The sequence below is a fragment of the Enteractinococcus coprophilus genome (genome assembly GCF_006716305.1).
GTDB lineage: Bacteria > Actinomycetota > Actinomycetes > Actinomycetales > Micrococcaceae > Yaniella > Yaniella coprophila.
The window spans coordinates 145,967-163,275 of record NZ_VFOU01000004.1 but is presented as its reverse complement, the minus strand read 5'-3'; the positions used below and the strand labels follow the sequence as shown (position 1 = coordinate 163,275).

The window sequence follows — 17,309 nt, the reverse complement described above, 5'->3', positions numbered from 1 at the left end:
GACCAGCGGATGAATTGACTGAGGGAAGCGAGGATGTTGATGAGCAGAAGCCCATCGAACTTCGCTTTTCACCCCCGTTCCAAGTTTGATGCGTTCCTGGAAGGTCAATTGTCAGCGACTGCAGACCAGCGCGTCCAGGCACATCTTGCGGAATGTGAACAGTGCACTCAAGAAGTCGAACAACGATGGTCCGCTCTCTCAGTTACTCAAAAGCTAGAACGCTTATCTCAAGATGACGCACCCAGACAGGTTGGACAACAGCCCGAGACGGTGATGAAGTCCAGCGGTATAGCCGGCTGGAAGTTCTTAGCTAGTGCAGGGATCATTGGAGTCGTAATCGTCGGTGTCTTTTTCAGTCTCTGGATGTTGGGAGGGACTGAGCAATCATATGAATCGGCCGAGTCTTCCTCGCGTGTTCTGATTCCAGAGCAGGTTGAAGTTGTTCAAGCAGACCCACAGGATCTGATCCGTCCCACCCCTAGCGACGATTCGACCAAAGTACCCACAGACTTTAGTACTTCACATGCACAACTGTCGTATAGCAGTGCGCCCCTGGGCATCGACGGAACTCCCATCCGTCTCACCTCCGTGAGCGATTTGCGTGCAGCTGGCTGGACCATCCCGCATTTCCGAGCATTGGGCATGACCTTTGAGTCTGCTGTCTTTGATGAAGAACAAGGCCAAGTCTACGTAGTCTCGGTGTTCAACGGGACCACTGTCGATGCCGAAGATCAAACGGTGGTGCGCGAATGTCGGATGGAAAATGCTGATGGCTCCATCACAGCGTGCAGCCATCTGGACTTCACAAAATCGGCCGCCGATGAGGTTTCGTTACCGGTAGCCGAAAACGTCTGGGTCTACACTTACCCGGACGGTTCGTGGACAGCGTACATGTCCACGAATAAATCACAGTATCGGGTTGATTCGACGTCCGATGCAGATTACGCCGGCGGAATTATGTCCACGTTATATCTAGAAGAGAAATCTAGGCTGAGTTCGGGTACCGATCAGGCCGACGAAGACATCAGCCAGCGCTTCGAGCGCGGAGTGGAGCGGTTGTTGGGCCGCTAGGAGGCTTCCTGCAACCGAGGACCAACCCAGTTTCGGGTAAGCTGTAGCCAGTATGAACATCTTTGGTATTAATGGTGGCGAGCTGATCATTCTGGTCGTGCTTGCATTGCTATTGTTGGGACCCGAAAAGATCCCAGAGTACCTTCGGAAGCTGCGCGAATGGGTCCACAGAATTCGCTTGCTCGCCGAGGGTGCCAAAGAGCAGTTCAAAGAAGAAACCGGAACCGATTTTGACGAGGTTGACTGGCAGAAATACGACCCCCGACAATACGATCCTCGTCGAGTTATCCGGGAAGCGCTGTCGGAACCAATCGAAGATCTGGAAGCATCACTGCACGATGCTCAGACCACCGTGCAGGATGCCGCAGACACGGTTCTCGATAAGCCGTCTCCACCGCGACCCACACTTACGCAAGCAGAGATACTTGCCGCTGCTGTGCCTATCGATCAACTCAGCCAGCAGCCTCAGTTTCCTGACCCCAGCAAGCCAGCCAGTCTTCAAGCACCCGCTTTCGGATCTTCTCTGGCACCGCAGGAAACTGACGGTCAACTCGATGGCTCCGCAACGGTCGAAGGGCGAAATACAGCGGAATCCTTAGTAGAGCCCGAGGAACCTGAGGTCGTCACAACACCGTTTGATGCCGAAGCTACTTAGGGGTCACCGGGAGCTTACGTCCCGATAACCCACGCGGCGTACCGGCTAATTGGTCCACGATCGTATTGAGCGCTTGACCTGCCGGAGCATCCGCTGAGGTCACCACTGTAGGAGTGCCGACTTCACTATCGGCGCGTAAGACTGGATCCAGTGGAATCGAGCCAAGCAACGGAACGTCTTTGCCTAGGACCTGCGTCAATCGTTGGCTCACGGCCTGCCCGCCACCAGAGCCAAAGACTTCAACGATACTGCCGTCTGGAAGACGCATCGGGCCCATATTCTCAATAACGCCAGTTACGGGCTGATTCGTTTGCGTCGACAGCTGCCCTGCGCGGGCGGCAACCTGAGCTGCAGTATGTTCTGGCGTCGTGATCACCAGTAATTGTGCGGTGGGCAGCAACTGCGACGTCGAGATCGCAATATCCCCGGTACCAGGCGGCAAATCGATCAGGAGTACATCCAAATCGCCCCAGTACACGTCGGTGACAAACTGCTCCAGCGCCCGATGTAGCATGGGGCCACGCCAGGCAACTGGCTGATCTGAGTCGAGGAACATGCCAATCGACATGACCTTGACCCCATAGGCGACCGGGGGCATGATCAAATCTTCGACCTTAGTGGGCTTAGCTGTGATACCTAATAAACCGGGGATCGAAAACCCATGTATATCGGCATCAATGAGCCCGACCGCAAGACCCCGTTCAGCGAGTCCCACGGCCAGGTTTGCCGTAATCGTCGACTTACCAACCCCGCCCTTGCCCGAGGCCACAGCATAAATTTGCGTCAGTGTTCCCTCACCGAAGGGATTTCTCGGCCGAGAGGCCGTGAGGTGCTGCTGGAGTGCCACTCGCTGCTCTGGAGTCATAGTGGTCAGCCGTACCGAAACTTTGCCGTCGACCAGAGGCTGCACAGCGGCGGCAACATCGGCATGGATCGTATCCTGCATAGGGCACCCATCGATCGTTAGACGGATGTCCACGGTGATATCTTCTGCGGAAAACTCCACGGCGGAGACCATCCCGAGGGTCGTGATGGGTTTGCGGATTTCCGGGTCTATCACCTCTGCGAGAGCTTGCCAGGCTGCGACTTCGTGGGGCGCAGCCGGAACCGTATCTGGTCCCAGAATGCCACTTGGATAAAGATCAGTCGTGGTGGTCATGGGCGGGTGATTCTCCTTGCTCACAGCGCAATGTGGGCGGGATGGTGGAAAGTCTTGCTGACAGGGTAGAAAATAGACTCTATGAGTATGTTTGGACCCGGAGCACACATTGGATCCCCGCTGCCGCAAGGGCAGTTGATTGGCAACTATCGTTCGTATGAAGCTGCAATATCTGCGGTGGATCGTGCAGTCGAGGCCGGTGTGGATCCGCGGTTTCTTTCTATCGTAGGGCGTGATCTGCGTTCGGTCTATCGGTTGCGTCACCGCCCCAGCTATGCGGCTGTGGCTGGACGGGGTGCATTGCAGGGCGCTTTTTTCGGGGTGTTCATCGGTCTATTGATCTCTATGATGGCCGGGGGACAGGACCTACCGATGACGCTTGCTTCAACCGTGGTCATGGGGGCTGTCATTTGGGTGCTCTTCGGAGTGATCGGTGAAGTGTTGCGCCGACGTCAGCTGAAATACGCCATGATTCCGTCAATGACGGCGGTGAGCTTTGACTTGGTGGTTGATAACTCGGTAGCTGATCAGGTCAGCTCGGTGCTCGGGCCGCAACCCACGGCAGCGGCACCACGACCTGCCCCTGCACCAACGCCACCACAGACCGAACAGCAAGAAGATGAAACGACTGTAGACAACTCGCGCGGCATCCCCGATTTGCCCGATGGCCGCCCGCAGTACGGTGTCCGGGTCGATCCGACACCGGACACCGAACCAGACTCAGACGAGTCCCAGACGCGCTAGCTGCGCCACAGATCGGCCATCCACGATTCAATGTCTTCGACCGTGCGTGGCAGGTGCGCCGAAAGTGATTCGGCGCCATCTGCGGTGACTAAGATATCGTCTTCGATCCGAACGCCGATGCCGCGATATTCTTCTGGAATGGCCAGGTCTTCATCCTTGAAATACAGGCCCGGCTCGATGGTAAAGACCATGCCTTCCTGCAAGGGCGCATCCAGGTACATTTCCCGACGCGCTTGTGCACAGTCGTGGACATCTAACCCGAGGTGGTGCGAAGTGCCGTGTGGCATCCAACGGCGATGGTGCTGTCCTTCAGCAGACAGGGCCTCTTCTACAGATACGGGCAGTAATCCCCATTCTTCTAGATGCTGGGCTAGCACCTCCATCGCGGTATTATGAATATCGCGGAATAGCACGCCGGGTTTGGCAGCATAGAGCGCAGCATCGGCGGCAGCCAGGACCGCGTTGTATATCTTGGCCTGAATCGGTGTGAATTTCCCGTTGACCGGTAGGGTACGGGTGATGTCGGCGGTGTAGAGGGAATCGGCTTCCACTCCTGCATCGACTAACAACAAATCGCCGTCTTTGACCTCGCCGGTGTTGCGAATCCAATGGAGCACCGTCGCATTGTTCCCCGCTGCCGCAATCGTGTCGTACCCCAGGTCATTGCCTTCTAACCGGGCGCGAGCAAAGAATGCGGTTTCGATGACCCGTTCGCCCCGTGCGTGCTGCGTCGCCTGCGGGATGGCCCGTACGATGTCTTCGAAGCCACGAATGGTGGACTCGACAGAACCTCGCAGTTCAGTGATTTCATGGTCATCTTTGATCAAGCGCATTTCTGATAGGAACTCTGCCAACTCGCCGTCGAGAGCGTCGGAGTGTTCCAGATCGACCCCCGTGTTGATGCGCGAAGTATCAACGAGCGCGTCGAGATTCGGATCGGTTTCACGAACCAAGCGGATACGAGTCCCGCCGATCTCTACGACACCCGCATCCACAGTGACCGCGTACTCCAACTCGGAGAGGTCCTTGGTGATGAGGCCGGTTCGTTGGTGGAGTTCCTTGAGCGTAGGTTGTGGGCCGACCCAGAACTCGCCGGTCTTGGTGTTTGCGTAGAATTCTTCGGAATCTCGTCCAGCCAAGGGGCGGAAAAACAGAGTGGCTGCGTGGTTGCTACCGTGGTCACCGGTGCCTTCGGGCACTGGCTGCATGACCAACACAGCGTCCGGTTCATGATCCACGCCCAACCCGGTGAGGTGGGCAAACGCCGAATGGGGACGGAACCGGTAGTCGGTGTCATTGGAACGAACCTTCGGTGCACCCGCCGGAATGACAAGACGGTCTGATGGGAAACGTTTGGAGAGTGTGACACGGCGCTGGGCAGCATAAGGTGCCGCGGTGTCCGCCTGGAAATCAATATCTTTGGTCTGTTGCCATTGAGAAGCCATGAACGATTTAAACGCGTCCGATGATGGGCGATGAGAACGGTTTTCGACACGATCTTCAATGGGCTGATCTTGGGCAGCGTGCTGTACGGCATCAGATGGTTGAGTCATACTGCTATCTTCCCATGATTGACACCACCTGCGAGGTGTCATAACGAAATTCGCGACCAGCTTGGGAATCCAGGCTGTGCAGAGGGGCCTGCAAGGCGCGTGAATCTGCCACATTATGGTCCGGCCTAGTACAATGGCATCTTATGGCCTTCGACATGCACACTCATTCGAATTTCTCGGATGGTACGACTTCGCCGGCGGATGTTGTTCACGCCGCGGCACGTGCCGGGCTTGCCGGGGTAGCGTTAACCGACCACGATACGACCGCTGGTTGGGAGCCTGCAGAAGAGGCCGCTGCCGAACACCAGATTGCGCTGATCCGCGGCATGGAGCTCTCTACCGTATCGCGCGATGGGATCGCTGTGCACGTGTTGTCCTACCTGCACGATCCCACCGACATGGATCTGCTTGCTGAGATCGCAAAATCGCGCAACGCCCGGTATCAGCGAGCCAAACGCATGGCCAAGTTACTGTCGGAAGATTTCCCGATCACTTGGGAGCTGGTCAAACAGCAGACCACAGTCGAATCGACCATTGGTCGCCCGCATCTGGCTGATGCTCTGGTTCAAGTCGGAGCTGTGCCGAACCGCTCGGCAGCCTTCGACACGATTTTGCGCGGCGGTTCGAAATACTATGTACCGCACTACGCCCCAGACCCGGTATTGGGTGTCGAGCTAATTCGCAACGCCGGTGGGGTACCGATCTTTGCGCATCCCAAGGCGAAGGTGCGCGGTAGGACGGTCAGCAATCGGTTATTTTATGACATGCTCGACGCCGGTCTCGCCGGGGTCGAGGTGTACCACCGAGATAACAGCGGCAGCGGCAAAGAATGGCTGCTGGGGTTTGCACAACAGCACGACCTGCTAGTGACAGGTTCATCGGATTATCACGGTGCCGGCAAACCCAATCGGCTGGGAGAACATGTGACCTCGCGAGAAACCGTCGAGGCCATTGAAGCCAAAGCAACCTCGGGTTACAAAGTGTTATGGAACGGTAACTAGACGCCGACCAGCGTCGCCGCCGGAAGTCGTTGGGTCATCACTTCGATGGCCTGTGGGTTCTGATCCACCAGGACATATCGTCGACCTAATTGTTGGGCAGCCGCGCCCAGCGTGCCCGATCCAGCAAAGAAATCCAACACCCAATCGCCCGGGCGTGATGACGCTGCGACCATTCGACGTACCAACCCGACGGGTTTTTGCGTCGGATAACCGGTTTTTTCGTTGCCGGTGGGGGAGACGATCGTATGCCACCAGACATCGGTGGGCAGTTTGCCGCGTTCGCGTTTTTCTGGTGTGACCAGCCCAGGAGCCATATAAGGCTCTCGATCTACTTCCTCGGAATCGAACCAATACTTCTTGGGGTCTTTCACATAGACCAAAATCGTGTCGTGTTTGGCTGGCCAACGACTACGAGACTTGCCCCCGTAATCGTAGGCCCAGATGATCTCATTGAGAAAATGATCGCGCCCGAAAATCATATCGAGCATCACTTTGGCGTAGTGCACTTCTCGGTAATCCAGGTGGAGATACAACGTGCCGTCTTCGGCCAGGATGCGCCAGGCCTGTTCCAAGCGCGGCTCTAAGAAGTCCCAGTAGTTGGTAAATGCGTCATCGTAAGAAGCAAGTGCGCCACGAAGCGTTTCATACGAATGCCCGCCAAAACCGACCCGGTCACCCTTGCCGTTTTCGACCCGCACGGTCTTCATCTGCGTACGTGCCTGTTTGCGGCCGGTATTAAATGGCGGATCAATGTAGATCATGGTGACCGATTCATCCGGCACCGATCTCAGGAACTCCATGTTATCGGCCTGGATGATCTTATTGTCACCCGAAAAAATCTCGCTCATTGATGTTAGGAATCACCCTTGGAGCCCCGGTCGACCACTTGGCCGTTCTTCCGGCGCGTGCGGGTGCGTTGACGTCGTGGCTTCTGGCTAGATTTCGACGACGATTCCTGGGACTTTTCGGAGTTGTCAGACCGGGAGCCGGAGTTATCGGACCGTGTGCGTTGCCGTCCCCGTCCACGACCGCGCGACTGACTGCTTCGACCACGGCCTGACTGGTTACCCCGGCGTTTGCGGTCCGGCCCACCCAACTCTTCTTGTTGTTCAGCGTCCAAACCGGCACGGGTGCGCTGCGATTTCGGCAGCCGGCCCTTTGTGCCTTCGGGAATATCAAGATCTTCATATAAGTGAGGCGAAGCTGAATAGGTTTCCACCGGTTCAACCTGTTCAATTTCCAACGCCTGAGCGATGAGCTTCCAGCGTGTCATATCTTCCCAGTCCACCAGGGTCACGGCGATACCTTTGTGTCCTGCCCGGCCTGTCCGGCCCACGCGGTGCAGATAGGTTTTTTCGTCTTCTGGCGCCTGGAAGTTAAAGACGTGGGTCACTTCTTCCACATCGATACCGCGTGCTGCGACATCGGTTGCGACCAGAACGTCAATCTTGCCGTTGCGGAAGGCGCGTAGGGCCTGTTCACGAGCCCCTTGACCGAGGTCACCGTGCAGTGCGCCTGCTGCAAAACCGCGACGCTCTAATTCTTCAGCGAGGCGTGCAGCGGTGCGTTTGGTGCGGGTGAAGATGATGGTCAGACCGCGCCCGCGGGCCTGCAGGGCACGAGCAATGAGCTCATCTTTATCCATGTGGTGTGCACGGTAAACCAGTTGGCGAATATCCCGTTTGACCAGGGAATCATCTTCCGGGTCAGATGCTGAGATGTGGGTGGGTTGCACCATGTAGCGGCGGGCCATGGTGATGACCGCCCCTGGCATCGTGGCCGAGAAGAGCATGGTCTGACGCTGTTGCGGAACCTCTTGCAACAGGGTTTCCACATCAGGCAAAAAGCCTAGGTCTAACATCTCATCGGCTTCATCTAGGACCACCGTATGGATCTGGGACAGGTCCAAGTGGTTTTGTTTCATAAGGTCGATCAGTCGGCCCGGTGTGCCAACGATGACTTCGACGCCCTTTTTCAGGCCCCTGATCTGTGGCTCGTAGTCGCGACCGCCGTAAATGGCTCCAATACGCGCGGATAGATGCTTAGCTGCACCTTCTAGATCTTTGGAGACTTGGACTGCTAGTTCACGGGTGGGAGCCACGATGAGCGCTTGGGGTGCGCCTGGGATGGCCAGGTCATGATATCCATCATCTTTGGGACCCAAGACCTTGTCGAGGACCGGCAGGCCGAAACCCAAGGTCTTGCCCGTTCCTGTTTTCGCTTGTCCAATAATGTCCTGATCGCTCAAAGCGATCGGCAGCGTCATGGACTGGATCGGAAAAGGCTGTTCGATACCTTGGTCGGCGAGGGCTTGGACAATTTCGGGGCGTAAGTCGAAATCAGCAAACGTTTCTTGATTGGTATTTGTCACGATCGAATAAGTTCCTTAAAGCTCGATTTCAGCACCGTTTGGTGCGTGCGGAGCCGATCGTGGATTAGTCAAAAGTAACAGATACGCATTCACGTACGACCGGTCATCCGGGAGGTAATTCCTCAGATCCAAACATGTGGACCAGTATCCCAGTCTACCTGGTGGTGTGGCAGGTGAAATCTAACCGGCGATAAAGCCGACGCGACGTGCAGTTGCATCACCGATTTCGACGTATCCGAGGACACCAGCAGGCACGATGATGGTCCCACCTTTGTCATCGGTCAGTTCAAGGGTGGCTTTGTCGTTGACTGCAGCGCGAACCTTTGCGGTGACGTCGTCTTTCGACATGTCGGTCTGAAAGCTAATTTCACGGGCGACGTTCTGAATGCCAATGCGAATTTCCACGGGGTAGTTCTCCTAAAATGCGGGTATCAAGGGTGTTTCTGTCATCATTTAGCTTAGATCAGTTTGGCAGCGAAATCGCTTAGCCTGTTCCTCGCTACGCTGGGGGATTATTCGATAAATCAAATCCGATGGCGCCGTGGGCGACGAATCGACATGTGTGGTCAACTGCGGTATCCAACGGAATGTTCGGACGAGTGGGGTGCGGGCCGCGATATTCCTCGGCCCATCGGGTTGCCATAAATAACACGCTGGAAGCAATGCCACGGGTGATGAACCGCGAACTGGCCGAGTCCAAGATCGAATGATCCAAAATATATGGGGAGATAAAATCGACCAGCTCGGTGAGGAAATCTTCTAGGCGTTCTTCGAGTTCTTTGGGGTTCTCCATCGAGGTATCTAACAGTAATCGATAATGTCCGCGCGGGTCAGCGGTGAACTCAAAGACACCGTGAACGGCCTGATAGGCGACTTCTTCATCTGCGGTAGCAGAATCTGGATCAACGGCTTGCATCGCGGTGGTGATCCGATCGCGCAGAGAGCTCAGCTGGCCGTCGATTAGCGTGAAAAATAGATCGCGCTTATTGGCAAAGTGTTGGTACAGCACGGGTTTGGAGACCGCCGCGCGCTGGGCAACATCGTCCATCGTGGTTTGGGCATAACCACGTTCGGCGAAGACATCTAGCGCCACGTCGATGAGTTGGGCGCGTCGTTGATCGCGTGGCAGGCGAATGGGTGACGCAGTAATCTTCGACATTTTCAGCTTTCTCTTCTGGGCTGATGCGCACCGAGTACCACGGCGGCGGTTAGGCAGTGCGTTGCTGTGCTTCGCTGGTGTCGAGGTGTGCGGGCGCAGTGGGCTGAGTCCGGCCGTTGCGCCGGCGGTCTTTGGTAGCCTCGGCAACATCAAGTCCGAAGACGGTTTCTAGGGCTGCTTCGTATTCCTCGAGGGTGCCGTTCGCAGCGGCCTGTCGAGCACGCACGGTTGGCTCGTGCAGCATTTGGCGCACCATGCGTCGCATCGCTAGTTGGACTTCTTCAGCCGCAGCGGTACAACCGTGTCGCTCCCGAACGCGTGCCATTTCTTCGTCCAGTACGGCCATCGTGTGGCTGCGTAACGTGACGATGGCATCGGCTGCACTACGTTCGCGTTTGTCAGTGAGGTATTCATCAACGGCTTGGTCGACCAACTGCTGTGCCTGGGTGATAGAGGCTTGCTGTTCGGTTGGCGCGGCCATTTTGACGGATTCTAATGTGATGAGATCAACGGCTGGCAGATCACCAATCGCCGGGTCAAAATCATGGGTTAGCGCAAGGTCTAATACGGTCAGACGGTGGGTCGCACCTTCGCGCAGTCTTTCGAGCTGTGTCGCGCTGACTGTTCGCTCGCCACCCGATACGCCAATGAGGACATCGGCTTCGGCAAAGGCACCTTCAACTTCGGAACCACCCAGGGCCATGGCCCAGCCACCGCGATCTTCGACAAATTGCTGGGCGCGGCCAGACGATGAATGCACCGCGACATGCTTTGCGCCGCGGGCTTCGAGTTGTGCAAGCGTCGTCCCCGCGTAGGCGCCGGTGCCGACCAGCAGGATATTGGCATCTTTCCAGAAGCGTTGGGCGCCGACAACGGATGTCCCGGCACGCAACTCGGTGGTTAGATCCAGGGCGACTGAAACGATCGAACGACCGGTCGATCCCAAAGCGGTTTGAGCGCCAATGTCTTTGGCGGTCCGGGAAGCGGTTTCAAAAAGTTTGGTCAACGTACCCGTCGTGTGTCCGGCTTCACGAGCATCAGTGAGGGCGCGGCGGACCTGTCCGGCGATTTCACGTTCTCCCACCACGGCAGATTTCAGTCCAGAGCCCACTTCAAATAGGTGACGAACGGCTGCCTCATGGCGATAGAGTTTAAATGCCGCGGCAACGTCGTCGTAGGGCATCTGGCTGTTCTTTGCGACGGTGTGCAGAATATCTTCGGCGGCCTGTTCAACATTGTCGGCAGAACCGGCTTCGGCGTAGATCTCGACACGGTTGCATGTGGACAGCGTGACGACGCCGGAAACAGCGTCGGAAGATACAGCTTCAGAGACCTCTGTAGTGCCGCTAGCTAACTGCGCCACCGTCTCGAGGTCCAACCAGGTGTGCGCTGCGACTAATGAAAACATCACCACAATGCCACCCATCGTACGAAATTTGGCCGCTGGAACAAAATGCACCCGGTGGTTTCGCTGTTGGGGTGATCAGGCCGATTGTGAGGAAACGTGGAGGCATTGTGGCTCGGATCCTGGAATAATGAACTGACATGACCCAAGCGTTTTCTCAAACTCCGGCCCTGCCGGCAACCCACCCACTCATGCTCGACGACGCGGAGCGCTCGACCGCCGAGTCTGCACTGATTCAAGGTTATCGAGGTCAGGTGGGGGTTCGTCGACCCGTCTGGTTCATGCGTCAGGCCGGTCGTTCTTTGCCGGAGTATCGGAAACTTCGCGAAGGCACGACCATGTTGGAATCGTGCCTCATCCCTGAAATGGCTTCCGAAATTACCCTGCAGCCGGTCCGTCGGCACGACGTTGACGCCGCAATTTTCTTTTCCGATATTGTCATTCCCTTGAAGCTGGCCGGCATCGGTGTGGAAATTCAGCCCGGCGTTGGACCCGTGCTCGATGCCCCGATTCGCTCGGCTGAGGATGTCGATAAGCTGCCAGAGCTGACCGACGACATGTTTGAACCGATCACCGAGGCGGTCAAACTCACCGTTGCTGAACTCGGTTCGCGTCCTTTGATCGGATTTGCCGGCGCCCCGTATACCGTGGCCGCCTACATGGTTGAAGGCCGTCCGTCACGTGATCATCTCGGCCCGCGCACCATGATGCACAACGATCCCAAGGCCTGGGACCGTCTCATGGCTTGGACCGCCGAAGCCTCTGGACGCTTCCTGCGGGCTCAGATCATGGCTGGCGCCTCAGCCGCCCAACTCTTTGACTCGTGGGCTGGCTCGCTGTCGCGGACAAACTATGAAACCAAAGTCATGCCGTATTCGAAGCAAGCCATCAGCCATATCTCGGATCTGACCGGCCCGACCGGTATTCCGCTGGTGCACTTTGGGACCGGTACCTCGGAGATCCTGGACCTCATACGCGACACCGGTGCCTCCGTGGTGGGCGTTGATTACCGCTTGCGTCTTGATGAAGTCAATCGTCGCCTTGCCAATACGCCGGGCCCCGATGGTCGTACCACGGTGCCACTGCAAGGCAATATCGATCCGGCTCTGCTGTCTGCCCAATGGGACGTCCTTGAAGCCCACGTGCGCGACGTCATCGCTCAAGGCGCTGAGGCTCCCGGTCACGTGCTGAACCTGGGCCATGGTGTGCCGCCGACCACCGATCCCACCGTGCTGACGCGTGTGGTGGAATTGATCCACTCGATCGATTACTAAATGCCCCACGTTGTTGTCATTGGTGCCGGGATCGCCGGGCTGACCGCAGCATACCGAGCGATCAACGCCGGGCATCGCGTCACGGTGTTTGAAGCTTCCTCCACGGCCGGTGGGGCCATTGCTCCGGTGACCTTTGACTTACCTGAAGGGCCGTTGGTCGTCGACGCCGGAGCCGAAGCCTATGCGGCCCGCTCGACGCACATGATTCAACTGCTCGATGAGCTCGGGCTTGCCGGCGAACTGGTGACCCCCAATCCAGCTGGTTCCTGGCTGTATCTGCCCCAGGTTGGCGCTGTACCGGCGCCCAAGCTTGGGATGTGGGGGATCCCTGGCGATCCGTCGGCACCTGAAGTCATCGAAGCTCTCGGCCCCGAAGGGGCAGCGCGTGCCGCAGCCGATCTCACGACCCCGATGGACAGTTGGGTCGAACGTCGCGCTGCAGGTCAACCGGTGACTGTAGGGAAACTCGTGGCTGACCGCTTTGGGCCTATAGCGCTCGAACGGTTGGTTGCTCCCGTCGTGGCAGGGGTGCACTCGGCAGACCCCAACGACGTCGACATTGACAAGATCGCACCGGGACTATTGGATAAAGCCATCCAACGGGGTTCGGTGGCCAAAGCCGTGGCCGATCTTCGAGCTGCGGCACCCCCGGGAGCAGCGGTCCAAACCCTCCCAGGCGGGATGTCTCGACTCATTCAGCGACTGCTGGAAGTGCTCGAGGGCCGTGCTGAAGTGCGTTTTGGTACTCGGGTGACGGGCTTGGACTCCAAAACCAAAACCGTCACGGCCGATACCGGCGAACAGCTGCGGGCTGATCAGGTGATTCTGGCCATCGATGCGCCGGCAGCCTACGATCTGCTGGCGCCAAGCACCGACCTGACCGAACGCCCCGAGTACGGCGCCGGCGTAAGCCTGGTGGTGTTAGTCGTCGACGCACCAAGCCTTGATGCTCATCCGCGCGGGACCGGGATGCTCGTCTCACCAGCCGTGACCGATGTACGAGCAAAAGCCGCAACACACGTCACCGCCAAATGGGCCTGGGCAGCTGACGCTGCGACCACTTTGTCCGAGCACCGCCACGTCATCCGCCTGAGCTACGGCAGAGTCACCGACCCGCCTGACGGCACAGCTGCTGGCCACGACACCTCCGATACCGAATTACTGGCTATGGCCACTCAAGATGCGGCAGTGATGTTTGGGCTCAGCCCGGAAGAATTGCACACCGGATTGGTCGCGTCCAGGGTCGTGCGCTGGCGCGCCGCAATGCCGCTCACCACTTCCGAAAACGCCGCCCGGATTCGCGCGGTTGCACAGGCCGCGAAGGCCAGTAACTGGATTCAGGTCACCGGGGCGTGGTTTGCTGGGACAGGGTTGGCTGCGATTACCCAGCACGTCACAGGATTAACGTTGAATCCAGTACAGTAAGTTCTACAACCTGTAGAACGATGAAGTTCACTGCAGCATGAAGGAGCAGAATTGACTCAAGAAACCAAAGTCGTCCAGGGTACAGAATCCGCAACCAGCTGGTTCACTACCTACACCGTCTTTGCGCGGAAAAACGATGCCCCAGCAAAATCAGATGCCCAGAACGCACGCGATAACGAAGAGTTCGAAAAGCTGGTCGAAGAACTGGCCGAAGCCGGCGTAACCGTCCGCGGTCTCTACGACGTCTCGGGTATGCGCGCCGAAGCCGACATCATGGTGTGGATGTGGTCGAAATCCCCGGAAGCCTTGCAGGAAGCCATCCGTCAGATCCGTCGCTCCGGATTGCTCTCCGGCACGACCATGGCCTTTACCGCAATGGGCGCCGACCGCATGGCCGAATTCAACCCCGAACACGTCCCGGCGTTCACCGAAGGCCGCAAACCACGCAAATGGCTGTGCTTCTACCCGTTCGTGCGGTCCTATGACTGGTACACGCTGGATCCGAAAGAACGTGCGCGGATGCTGCGCGACCACGGCAACCTGGGCCAAGAGTTCCCTGACGTCTGGGCCAACACCGTCTCGGCCTTTGGTCTCAACGACTGGGAGTGGCTGCTGGGTCTGGAATCCCCGCGCCTGGATCTACTGGTCGACATGATGCGCTCGCTGCGCAATAATGAGACCCGCCACTATGTACGCGAAGAAGTGCCGTTCTACACCGGCCGCTACATTGAAATCGACGAAGTTGCTGAGGTGCTGGCCTAATGGCCTACCGTATTGGAACCCGCGGTTCCGCATTGGCCACCACACAAACCCAGTGGGTGGCCGATGCGATGACCACGGCGGACACCGAATTTGAACAGGTCATCATCAAAACCAAAGGTGATGTGACGACCGGTTCGCTGGCCAATCTTGGTGGTACTGGGGTCTTTGCCACGGCGTTGCGCCAAGCCGTGATCGACGGCGAAGTCGACCTGGCCGTGCATTCACTCAAAGACCTACCGGCTAAACAACCCGAGCAACTGCGCATCGCCGCAATTCCCGAACGTGCCGACTACCGCGATGCCCTGTGCGCCGCCGAAGGCATGACGCTGGAGACCCTGCCCAAGGGTGCCAAGATCGGCACCGGGTCGCCGCGTCGTATAGCCCAGCTGCTCGCGTTGCGTCCGGACCTAGAAATAGTCGATATCCGCGGAAACGTCCACACCCGGCTCGCTCGAGTCAAGGGATATGAACACCACCATGACAACGCACCTTCCGCGGCCGGATCACCCAAGGGCGACCTCGACGCCGTCGTATTAGCCTGCGCCGGTATCGACCGGCTCGGCCTAGACTGGGCGATCACCCAGCGCATCGATCCCGAGCTCATGCTGCCGGCCCCCGGACAAGGTGCTCTAGCAGTCGAAGTCTCGGCAGACAAGGCCCCGGATGCGTCATTAGCCGCCGCGCTGGCCCACCACGATCAACCAGCCGCCCGCCTGGAGGCCACCGCAGAACGCGCACTGCTCGCCACGCTGGAAGCCGGTTGTGCTTCGCCCATCGGAGCGCTGGCCACCTACACCGATGGCCGACTCCGCCTGGATGCCGTCGTGGCGGCGATGGATGGCACGAAAACCATCCGTCGCGAAGCCACCACGGCTCTGCCGGTTGAAGCCATCACCGATGCCACCTTGGCTGCCGCCTACCAGCTGGGTGTCAAGGTCGCTACCATGATGATCGACGACGGCGCCGACCTGTTGCCCCCGGGGCCTGCACGCGGCAATCGATGAGAGTCATTTTGACCCGCCAACCCGCCCAGGCCGGCCAGATCGAGGCCGGACTGGAGCAGTTGGGGTATCGGATTGGTTTTCTCCCGCTGACCGATTTTCAGTTACCTGGGGATCTCGTCCAGCTGGACGAGATGGTTTCGGGGCTCCACGAGGGCGCCTGGGACCGGGTGCTATTCACCAGTCCCAATACCATCCGCGCCCTGGTGGCACGCGGGTGGGAACCCGCGAACACTGAACTCCATACGAACATTGCCGTCACCGGGCCCGGCACCGCACGAGTTTTGTATTATTATGGCGCGACCATAACCCCGTGGATGCCCACCGATGACGCCTCCGCCGATGGGATCCTGAACCAGTTTCCGTCGGGGCCGGGCCGGCTGGCCTTGCCCCAGGGCAAAGCCGCCGGCGCAGCGATGACCCAAGGCCTGACCGAGCGCGGCTGGGACGTCACCCACGTGGTGGCCTACCACACCGTCGACTACCCTGCGGCGGCCGACCGCGCTCTATTACCCGCCCAAAATGGCGTCCTAACTCCTGCGAATCTCACCGCCGACGACGTCGTGGTGCTCACCGCTCCGAGTGCGGCGCGCCGCTGGGCCGAAACTGTCGGCAACGTCGCAGCGCTTATCGCGATTGGCCAGCCCACCCGCAGAGCCGCCGAACACCACCACATCGCCCTTGCCGCCACCGCACCCTCACCCGATGCTCACGGCATCGCACAGGTCCTGAAACGCCTCTAATCCCGAAAGGACACTATGTTCCCGCACCGCCCGCGCCGTTTGCGCCAGTCATCTGCCATGCGCAACCTGGTTGCCCAGAACCGTCTGGCCCCGGCCGATCTGATCCTGCCGGTCTTCGTCAAAGAAGGCGCTGCAGCACCCATCGATATTTCCTCCATGCCCGGGGTTCAACAGCATTCGATGGATTCGCTGAAAGCCGCGGCGCACGACGCGGTAGCCGCCGGCGTCGGTGGCATCATGCTGTTCGGTGTGCCCAAAACCCTGGATGCCCAGGGTACCGCGGGTGTGGACCCCAACGGGGTTCTCAACGTCGCCATTCGCGAGGTCATGGCCGAAGTCGGCGATGACATGGTGGTCATGGCCGATACCTGCCTGGATGAATTCACCGACCACGGCCACTGCGGAGTGCTCGACGCCGACGGCAACGTGGATAACGACGCCACCAACGCGATCTACGCCAAGATGGCTGTCGCCCAGGCCGAAGCCGGCGTGCACGTCGTCTCCCCATCGGGCATGATGGACGGCCAGGTCGGCGTCATTCGTGACGCCCTGGATGAGGCAGGATTCCAGCACACGACAATTCTGGCCTATTCAGCAAAATACGCCTCGGCGTTCTATGGTCCGTTCCGTGAAGCCGTCGACTCCGCGCTGACCGGCGACCGCAAGACCTACCAAATGGATTCGGCCAACCGCACCGAAGCGATCTTGGAAACCGAACTCGACATCCAAGAAGGTGCCGACATGGTCATGGTCAAACCGGCCATGAGCTACCTGGACATCCTGCGCGACGTCGCCAACATGTCGCCCGTACCGGTTGCCGCGTACCAGATCTCGGGGGAGTACGCGATGATCGAGGCCGCCGCTGCCAACGGTTGGATCGAACGCGTTCCGGCGATGCTGGAATCGCTGACCGCCATTCGCCGTGCCGGTGCCCAAAACATTCTGACCTATTATGCGACCGAAGCCGCTCGACTACTTTCCTAGGA

17 protein-coding genes are annotated in these 17,309 nt (G+C 58.4%); 10 read left to right on the top strand and 7 right to left on the bottom strand.

Going from position 1 to position 17,309, the window contains the following annotated elements; all coding sequences use genetic code 11:
• Positions 1-33 precede the first annotated feature (33 nt).
• Both FB556_RS11965 and FB556_RS13730 read left to right on the top strand, forming a co-directional pair.
• Complete coding sequence (locus FB556_RS11965; RefSeq protein WP_141868031.1) at positions 34-1,071, top strand: anti-sigma factor family protein; 1,038 nt, start codon at positions 34-36, stop codon at positions 1,069-1,071.
• A 52-nt stretch (positions 1,072-1,123) separates the two neighbouring features.
• Positions 1,124-1,726 carry a twin-arginine translocase TatA/TatE family subunit gene (locus FB556_RS13730; RefSeq protein WP_246057460.1) on the top strand — a complete coding sequence of 201 codons (603 nt, stop codon included), beginning with the start codon at positions 1,124-1,126 and terminating at the stop codon, positions 1,724-1,726.
• On the opposite strand, the gene FB556_RS11955 is transcribed toward FB556_RS13730, so the two are convergent.
• Positions 1,719-2,885 (bottom strand): Mrp/NBP35 family ATP-binding protein, encoded by a 1,167-nt coding sequence (locus tag FB556_RS11955; protein WP_141868029.1) that lies wholly within the window; start codon positions 2,883-2,885, stop codon positions 1,719-1,721. The genes FB556_RS13730 and FB556_RS11955 overlap by 8 nt on opposite strands.
• An 81-nt stretch (positions 2,886-2,966) precedes the next feature.
• Between FB556_RS11955 and FB556_RS11950 the strand changes: the two genes are divergently transcribed.
• Positions 2,967-3,629 (top strand): YflT domain-containing protein, encoded by a 663-nt coding sequence (locus FB556_RS11950; RefSeq protein ID WP_141868027.1) that lies wholly within the window; start codon positions 2,967-2,969, stop codon positions 3,627-3,629.
• Here the strand turns inward: FB556_RS11950 and FB556_RS11945 are convergent.
• Entirely contained in the window at positions 3,626-5,182 is a 1,557-nt protein-coding gene (locus FB556_RS11945) for an aminopeptidase P family protein (RefSeq protein ID WP_141868025.1), read from the bottom strand. The two genes, FB556_RS11950 and FB556_RS11945, sit on opposite strands and share 4 nt — an antisense overlap.
• Positions 5,183-5,325: 143 nt before the next feature.
• Between FB556_RS11945 and FB556_RS11940 the strand changes: the two genes are divergently transcribed.
• The gene (locus FB556_RS11940; protein ID WP_141868022.1) at positions 5,326-6,183 is read left to right on the top strand and encodes a PHP domain-containing protein; all 858 of its coding nucleotides are present in this window, start codon (positions 5,326-5,328) and stop codon (positions 6,181-6,183) included.
• On the opposite strand, the gene FB556_RS11935 is transcribed toward FB556_RS11940, so the two are convergent.
• The 5 genes from FB556_RS11935 to FB556_RS11915 all read right to left on the bottom strand — a co-directional run bounded on the left by FB556_RS11935 (position 6,180) and on the right by FB556_RS11915 (position 11,127).
• Positions 6,180-7,031: a DNA-methyltransferase gene (locus FB556_RS11935; protein WP_141868021.1), complete on the bottom strand. Its 852-nt coding sequence runs from the start codon at positions 7,029-7,031 to the stop codon at positions 6,180-6,182. The two genes, FB556_RS11940 and FB556_RS11935, sit on opposite strands and share 4 nt — an antisense overlap.
• Positions 7,032-7,036: 5 nt before the next feature.
• Positions 7,037-8,554, bottom strand: coding sequence for a DEAD/DEAH box helicase (locus tag FB556_RS11930; RefSeq protein WP_246057458.1), 1,518 nt, complete (start codon positions 8,552-8,554; stop codon positions 7,037-7,039).
• A 180-nt stretch (positions 8,555-8,734) separates the two neighbouring features.
• Positions 8,735-8,959: a DUF3107 domain-containing protein gene (locus tag FB556_RS11925; RefSeq protein ID WP_141868019.1), complete on the bottom strand. Its 225-nt coding sequence runs from the start codon at positions 8,957-8,959 to the stop codon at positions 8,735-8,737.
• Positions 8,960-9,053: 94 nt separating this feature from the next.
• Positions 9,054-9,713, bottom strand: coding sequence for a TetR/AcrR family transcriptional regulator (locus tag FB556_RS11920; protein WP_170200464.1), 660 nt, complete (start codon positions 9,711-9,713; stop codon positions 9,054-9,056).
• A gap of 49 nt (positions 9,714-9,762) precedes the next feature.
• Positions 9,763-11,127: a glutamyl-tRNA reductase gene (locus FB556_RS11915; RefSeq protein ID WP_141868381.1), complete on the bottom strand. Its 1,365-nt coding sequence runs from the start codon at positions 11,125-11,127 to the stop codon at positions 9,763-9,765.
• A 131-nt stretch (positions 11,128-11,258) separates the two neighbouring features.
• On the opposite strand from FB556_RS11915, the gene hemE reads away from it, so the two are divergent.
• The 6 genes from hemE to hemB are packed head-to-tail and all read left to right on the top strand — an operon-like array spanning position 11,259 to position 17,307.
• Positions 11,259-12,392, top strand: a complete 1,134-nt coding sequence (gene hemE, locus FB556_RS11910; protein ID WP_141868015.1) for a uroporphyrinogen decarboxylase — start codon at positions 11,259-11,261, stop codon at positions 12,390-12,392.
• A complete protein-coding gene (locus FB556_RS11905; RefSeq protein ID WP_141868013.1) occupies positions 12,393-13,817 on the top strand; it encodes a protoporphyrinogen/coproporphyrinogen oxidase in 1,425 nt (474 codons plus the stop codon).
• A 30-nt stretch (positions 13,818-13,847) separates the two neighbouring features.
• Entirely contained in the window at positions 13,848-14,579 is a 732-nt protein-coding gene (hemQ, locus tag FB556_RS11900) for a hydrogen peroxide-dependent heme synthase (protein ID WP_379985266.1), read from the top strand.
• Positions 14,579-15,583: a hydroxymethylbilane synthase gene (gene hemC, locus FB556_RS11895; RefSeq protein ID WP_141868009.1), complete on the top strand. Its 1,005-nt coding sequence runs from the start codon at positions 14,579-14,581 to the stop codon at positions 15,581-15,583. The genes hemQ and hemC overlap by 1 nt, the downstream gene beginning before the upstream one ends.
• An 8-nt stretch (positions 15,584-15,591) precedes the next feature.
• Positions 15,592-16,323 carry a uroporphyrinogen-III synthase gene (locus FB556_RS11890; RefSeq protein WP_246057456.1) on the top strand — a complete coding sequence of 244 codons (732 nt, stop codon included), beginning with the start codon at positions 15,592-15,594 and terminating at the stop codon, positions 16,321-16,323.
• Positions 16,324-16,338: 15 nt separating this feature from the next.
• Complete coding sequence (gene hemB, locus FB556_RS11885; RefSeq protein WP_141868004.1) at positions 16,339-17,307, top strand: porphobilinogen synthase; 969 nt, start codon at positions 16,339-16,341, stop codon at positions 17,305-17,307.
• The last annotated feature ends 2 nt before the right edge of the window (positions 17,308-17,309 follow it).

What these genes read in the sequence shown, in the direction of transcription:
- FB556_RS11920 (WP_170200464.1), bottom strand. Translation starts at nt 9,713, where the DNA reads ATGTCGAAGATTACTGCGTCACCCATTCGCCTGCCACGCGATCAACGA.
- FB556_RS11955 (WP_141868029.1), bottom strand. Translation starts at nt 2,885, where the DNA reads ATGACCACCACGACTGATCTTTATCCAAGTGGCATTCTGGGACCAGAT.
- FB556_RS11965 (WP_141868031.1), top strand. Translation starts at nt 34, where the DNA reads ATGTTGATGAGCAGAAGCCCATCGAACTTCGCTTTTCACCCCCGTTCC.
- hemE (WP_141868015.1), top strand. Translation starts at nt 11,259, where the DNA reads ATGACCCAAGCGTTTTCTCAAACTCCGGCCCTGCCGGCAACCCACCCA.
- FB556_RS11905 (WP_141868013.1), top strand. Translation starts at nt 12,393, where the DNA reads ATGCCCCACGTTGTTGTCATTGGTGCCGGGATCGCCGGGCTGACCGCA.
- FB556_RS11940 (WP_141868022.1), top strand. Translation starts at nt 5,326, where the DNA reads ATGGCCTTCGACATGCACACTCATTCGAATTTCTCGGATGGTACGACT.
- FB556_RS11935 (WP_141868021.1), bottom strand. Translation starts at nt 7,031, where the DNA reads ATGAGCGAGATTTTTTCGGGTGACAATAAGATCATCCAGGCCGATAAC.
- FB556_RS11950 (WP_141868027.1), top strand. Translation starts at nt 2,967, where the DNA reads ATGAGTATGTTTGGACCCGGAGCACACATTGGATCCCCGCTGCCGCAA.
- FB556_RS13730 (WP_246057460.1), top strand. Translation starts at nt 1,124, where the DNA reads ATGAACATCTTTGGTATTAATGGTGGCGAGCTGATCATTCTGGTCGTG.
- hemC (WP_141868009.1), top strand. Translation starts at nt 14,579, where the DNA reads ATGGCCTACCGTATTGGAACCCGCGGTTCCGCATTGGCCACCACACAA.
- FB556_RS11945 (WP_141868025.1), bottom strand. Translation starts at nt 5,182, where the DNA reads ATGACTCAACCATCTGATGCCGTACAGCACGCTGCCCAAGATCAGCCC.
- hemB (WP_141868004.1), top strand. Translation starts at nt 16,339, where the DNA reads ATGTTCCCGCACCGCCCGCGCCGTTTGCGCCAGTCATCTGCCATGCGC.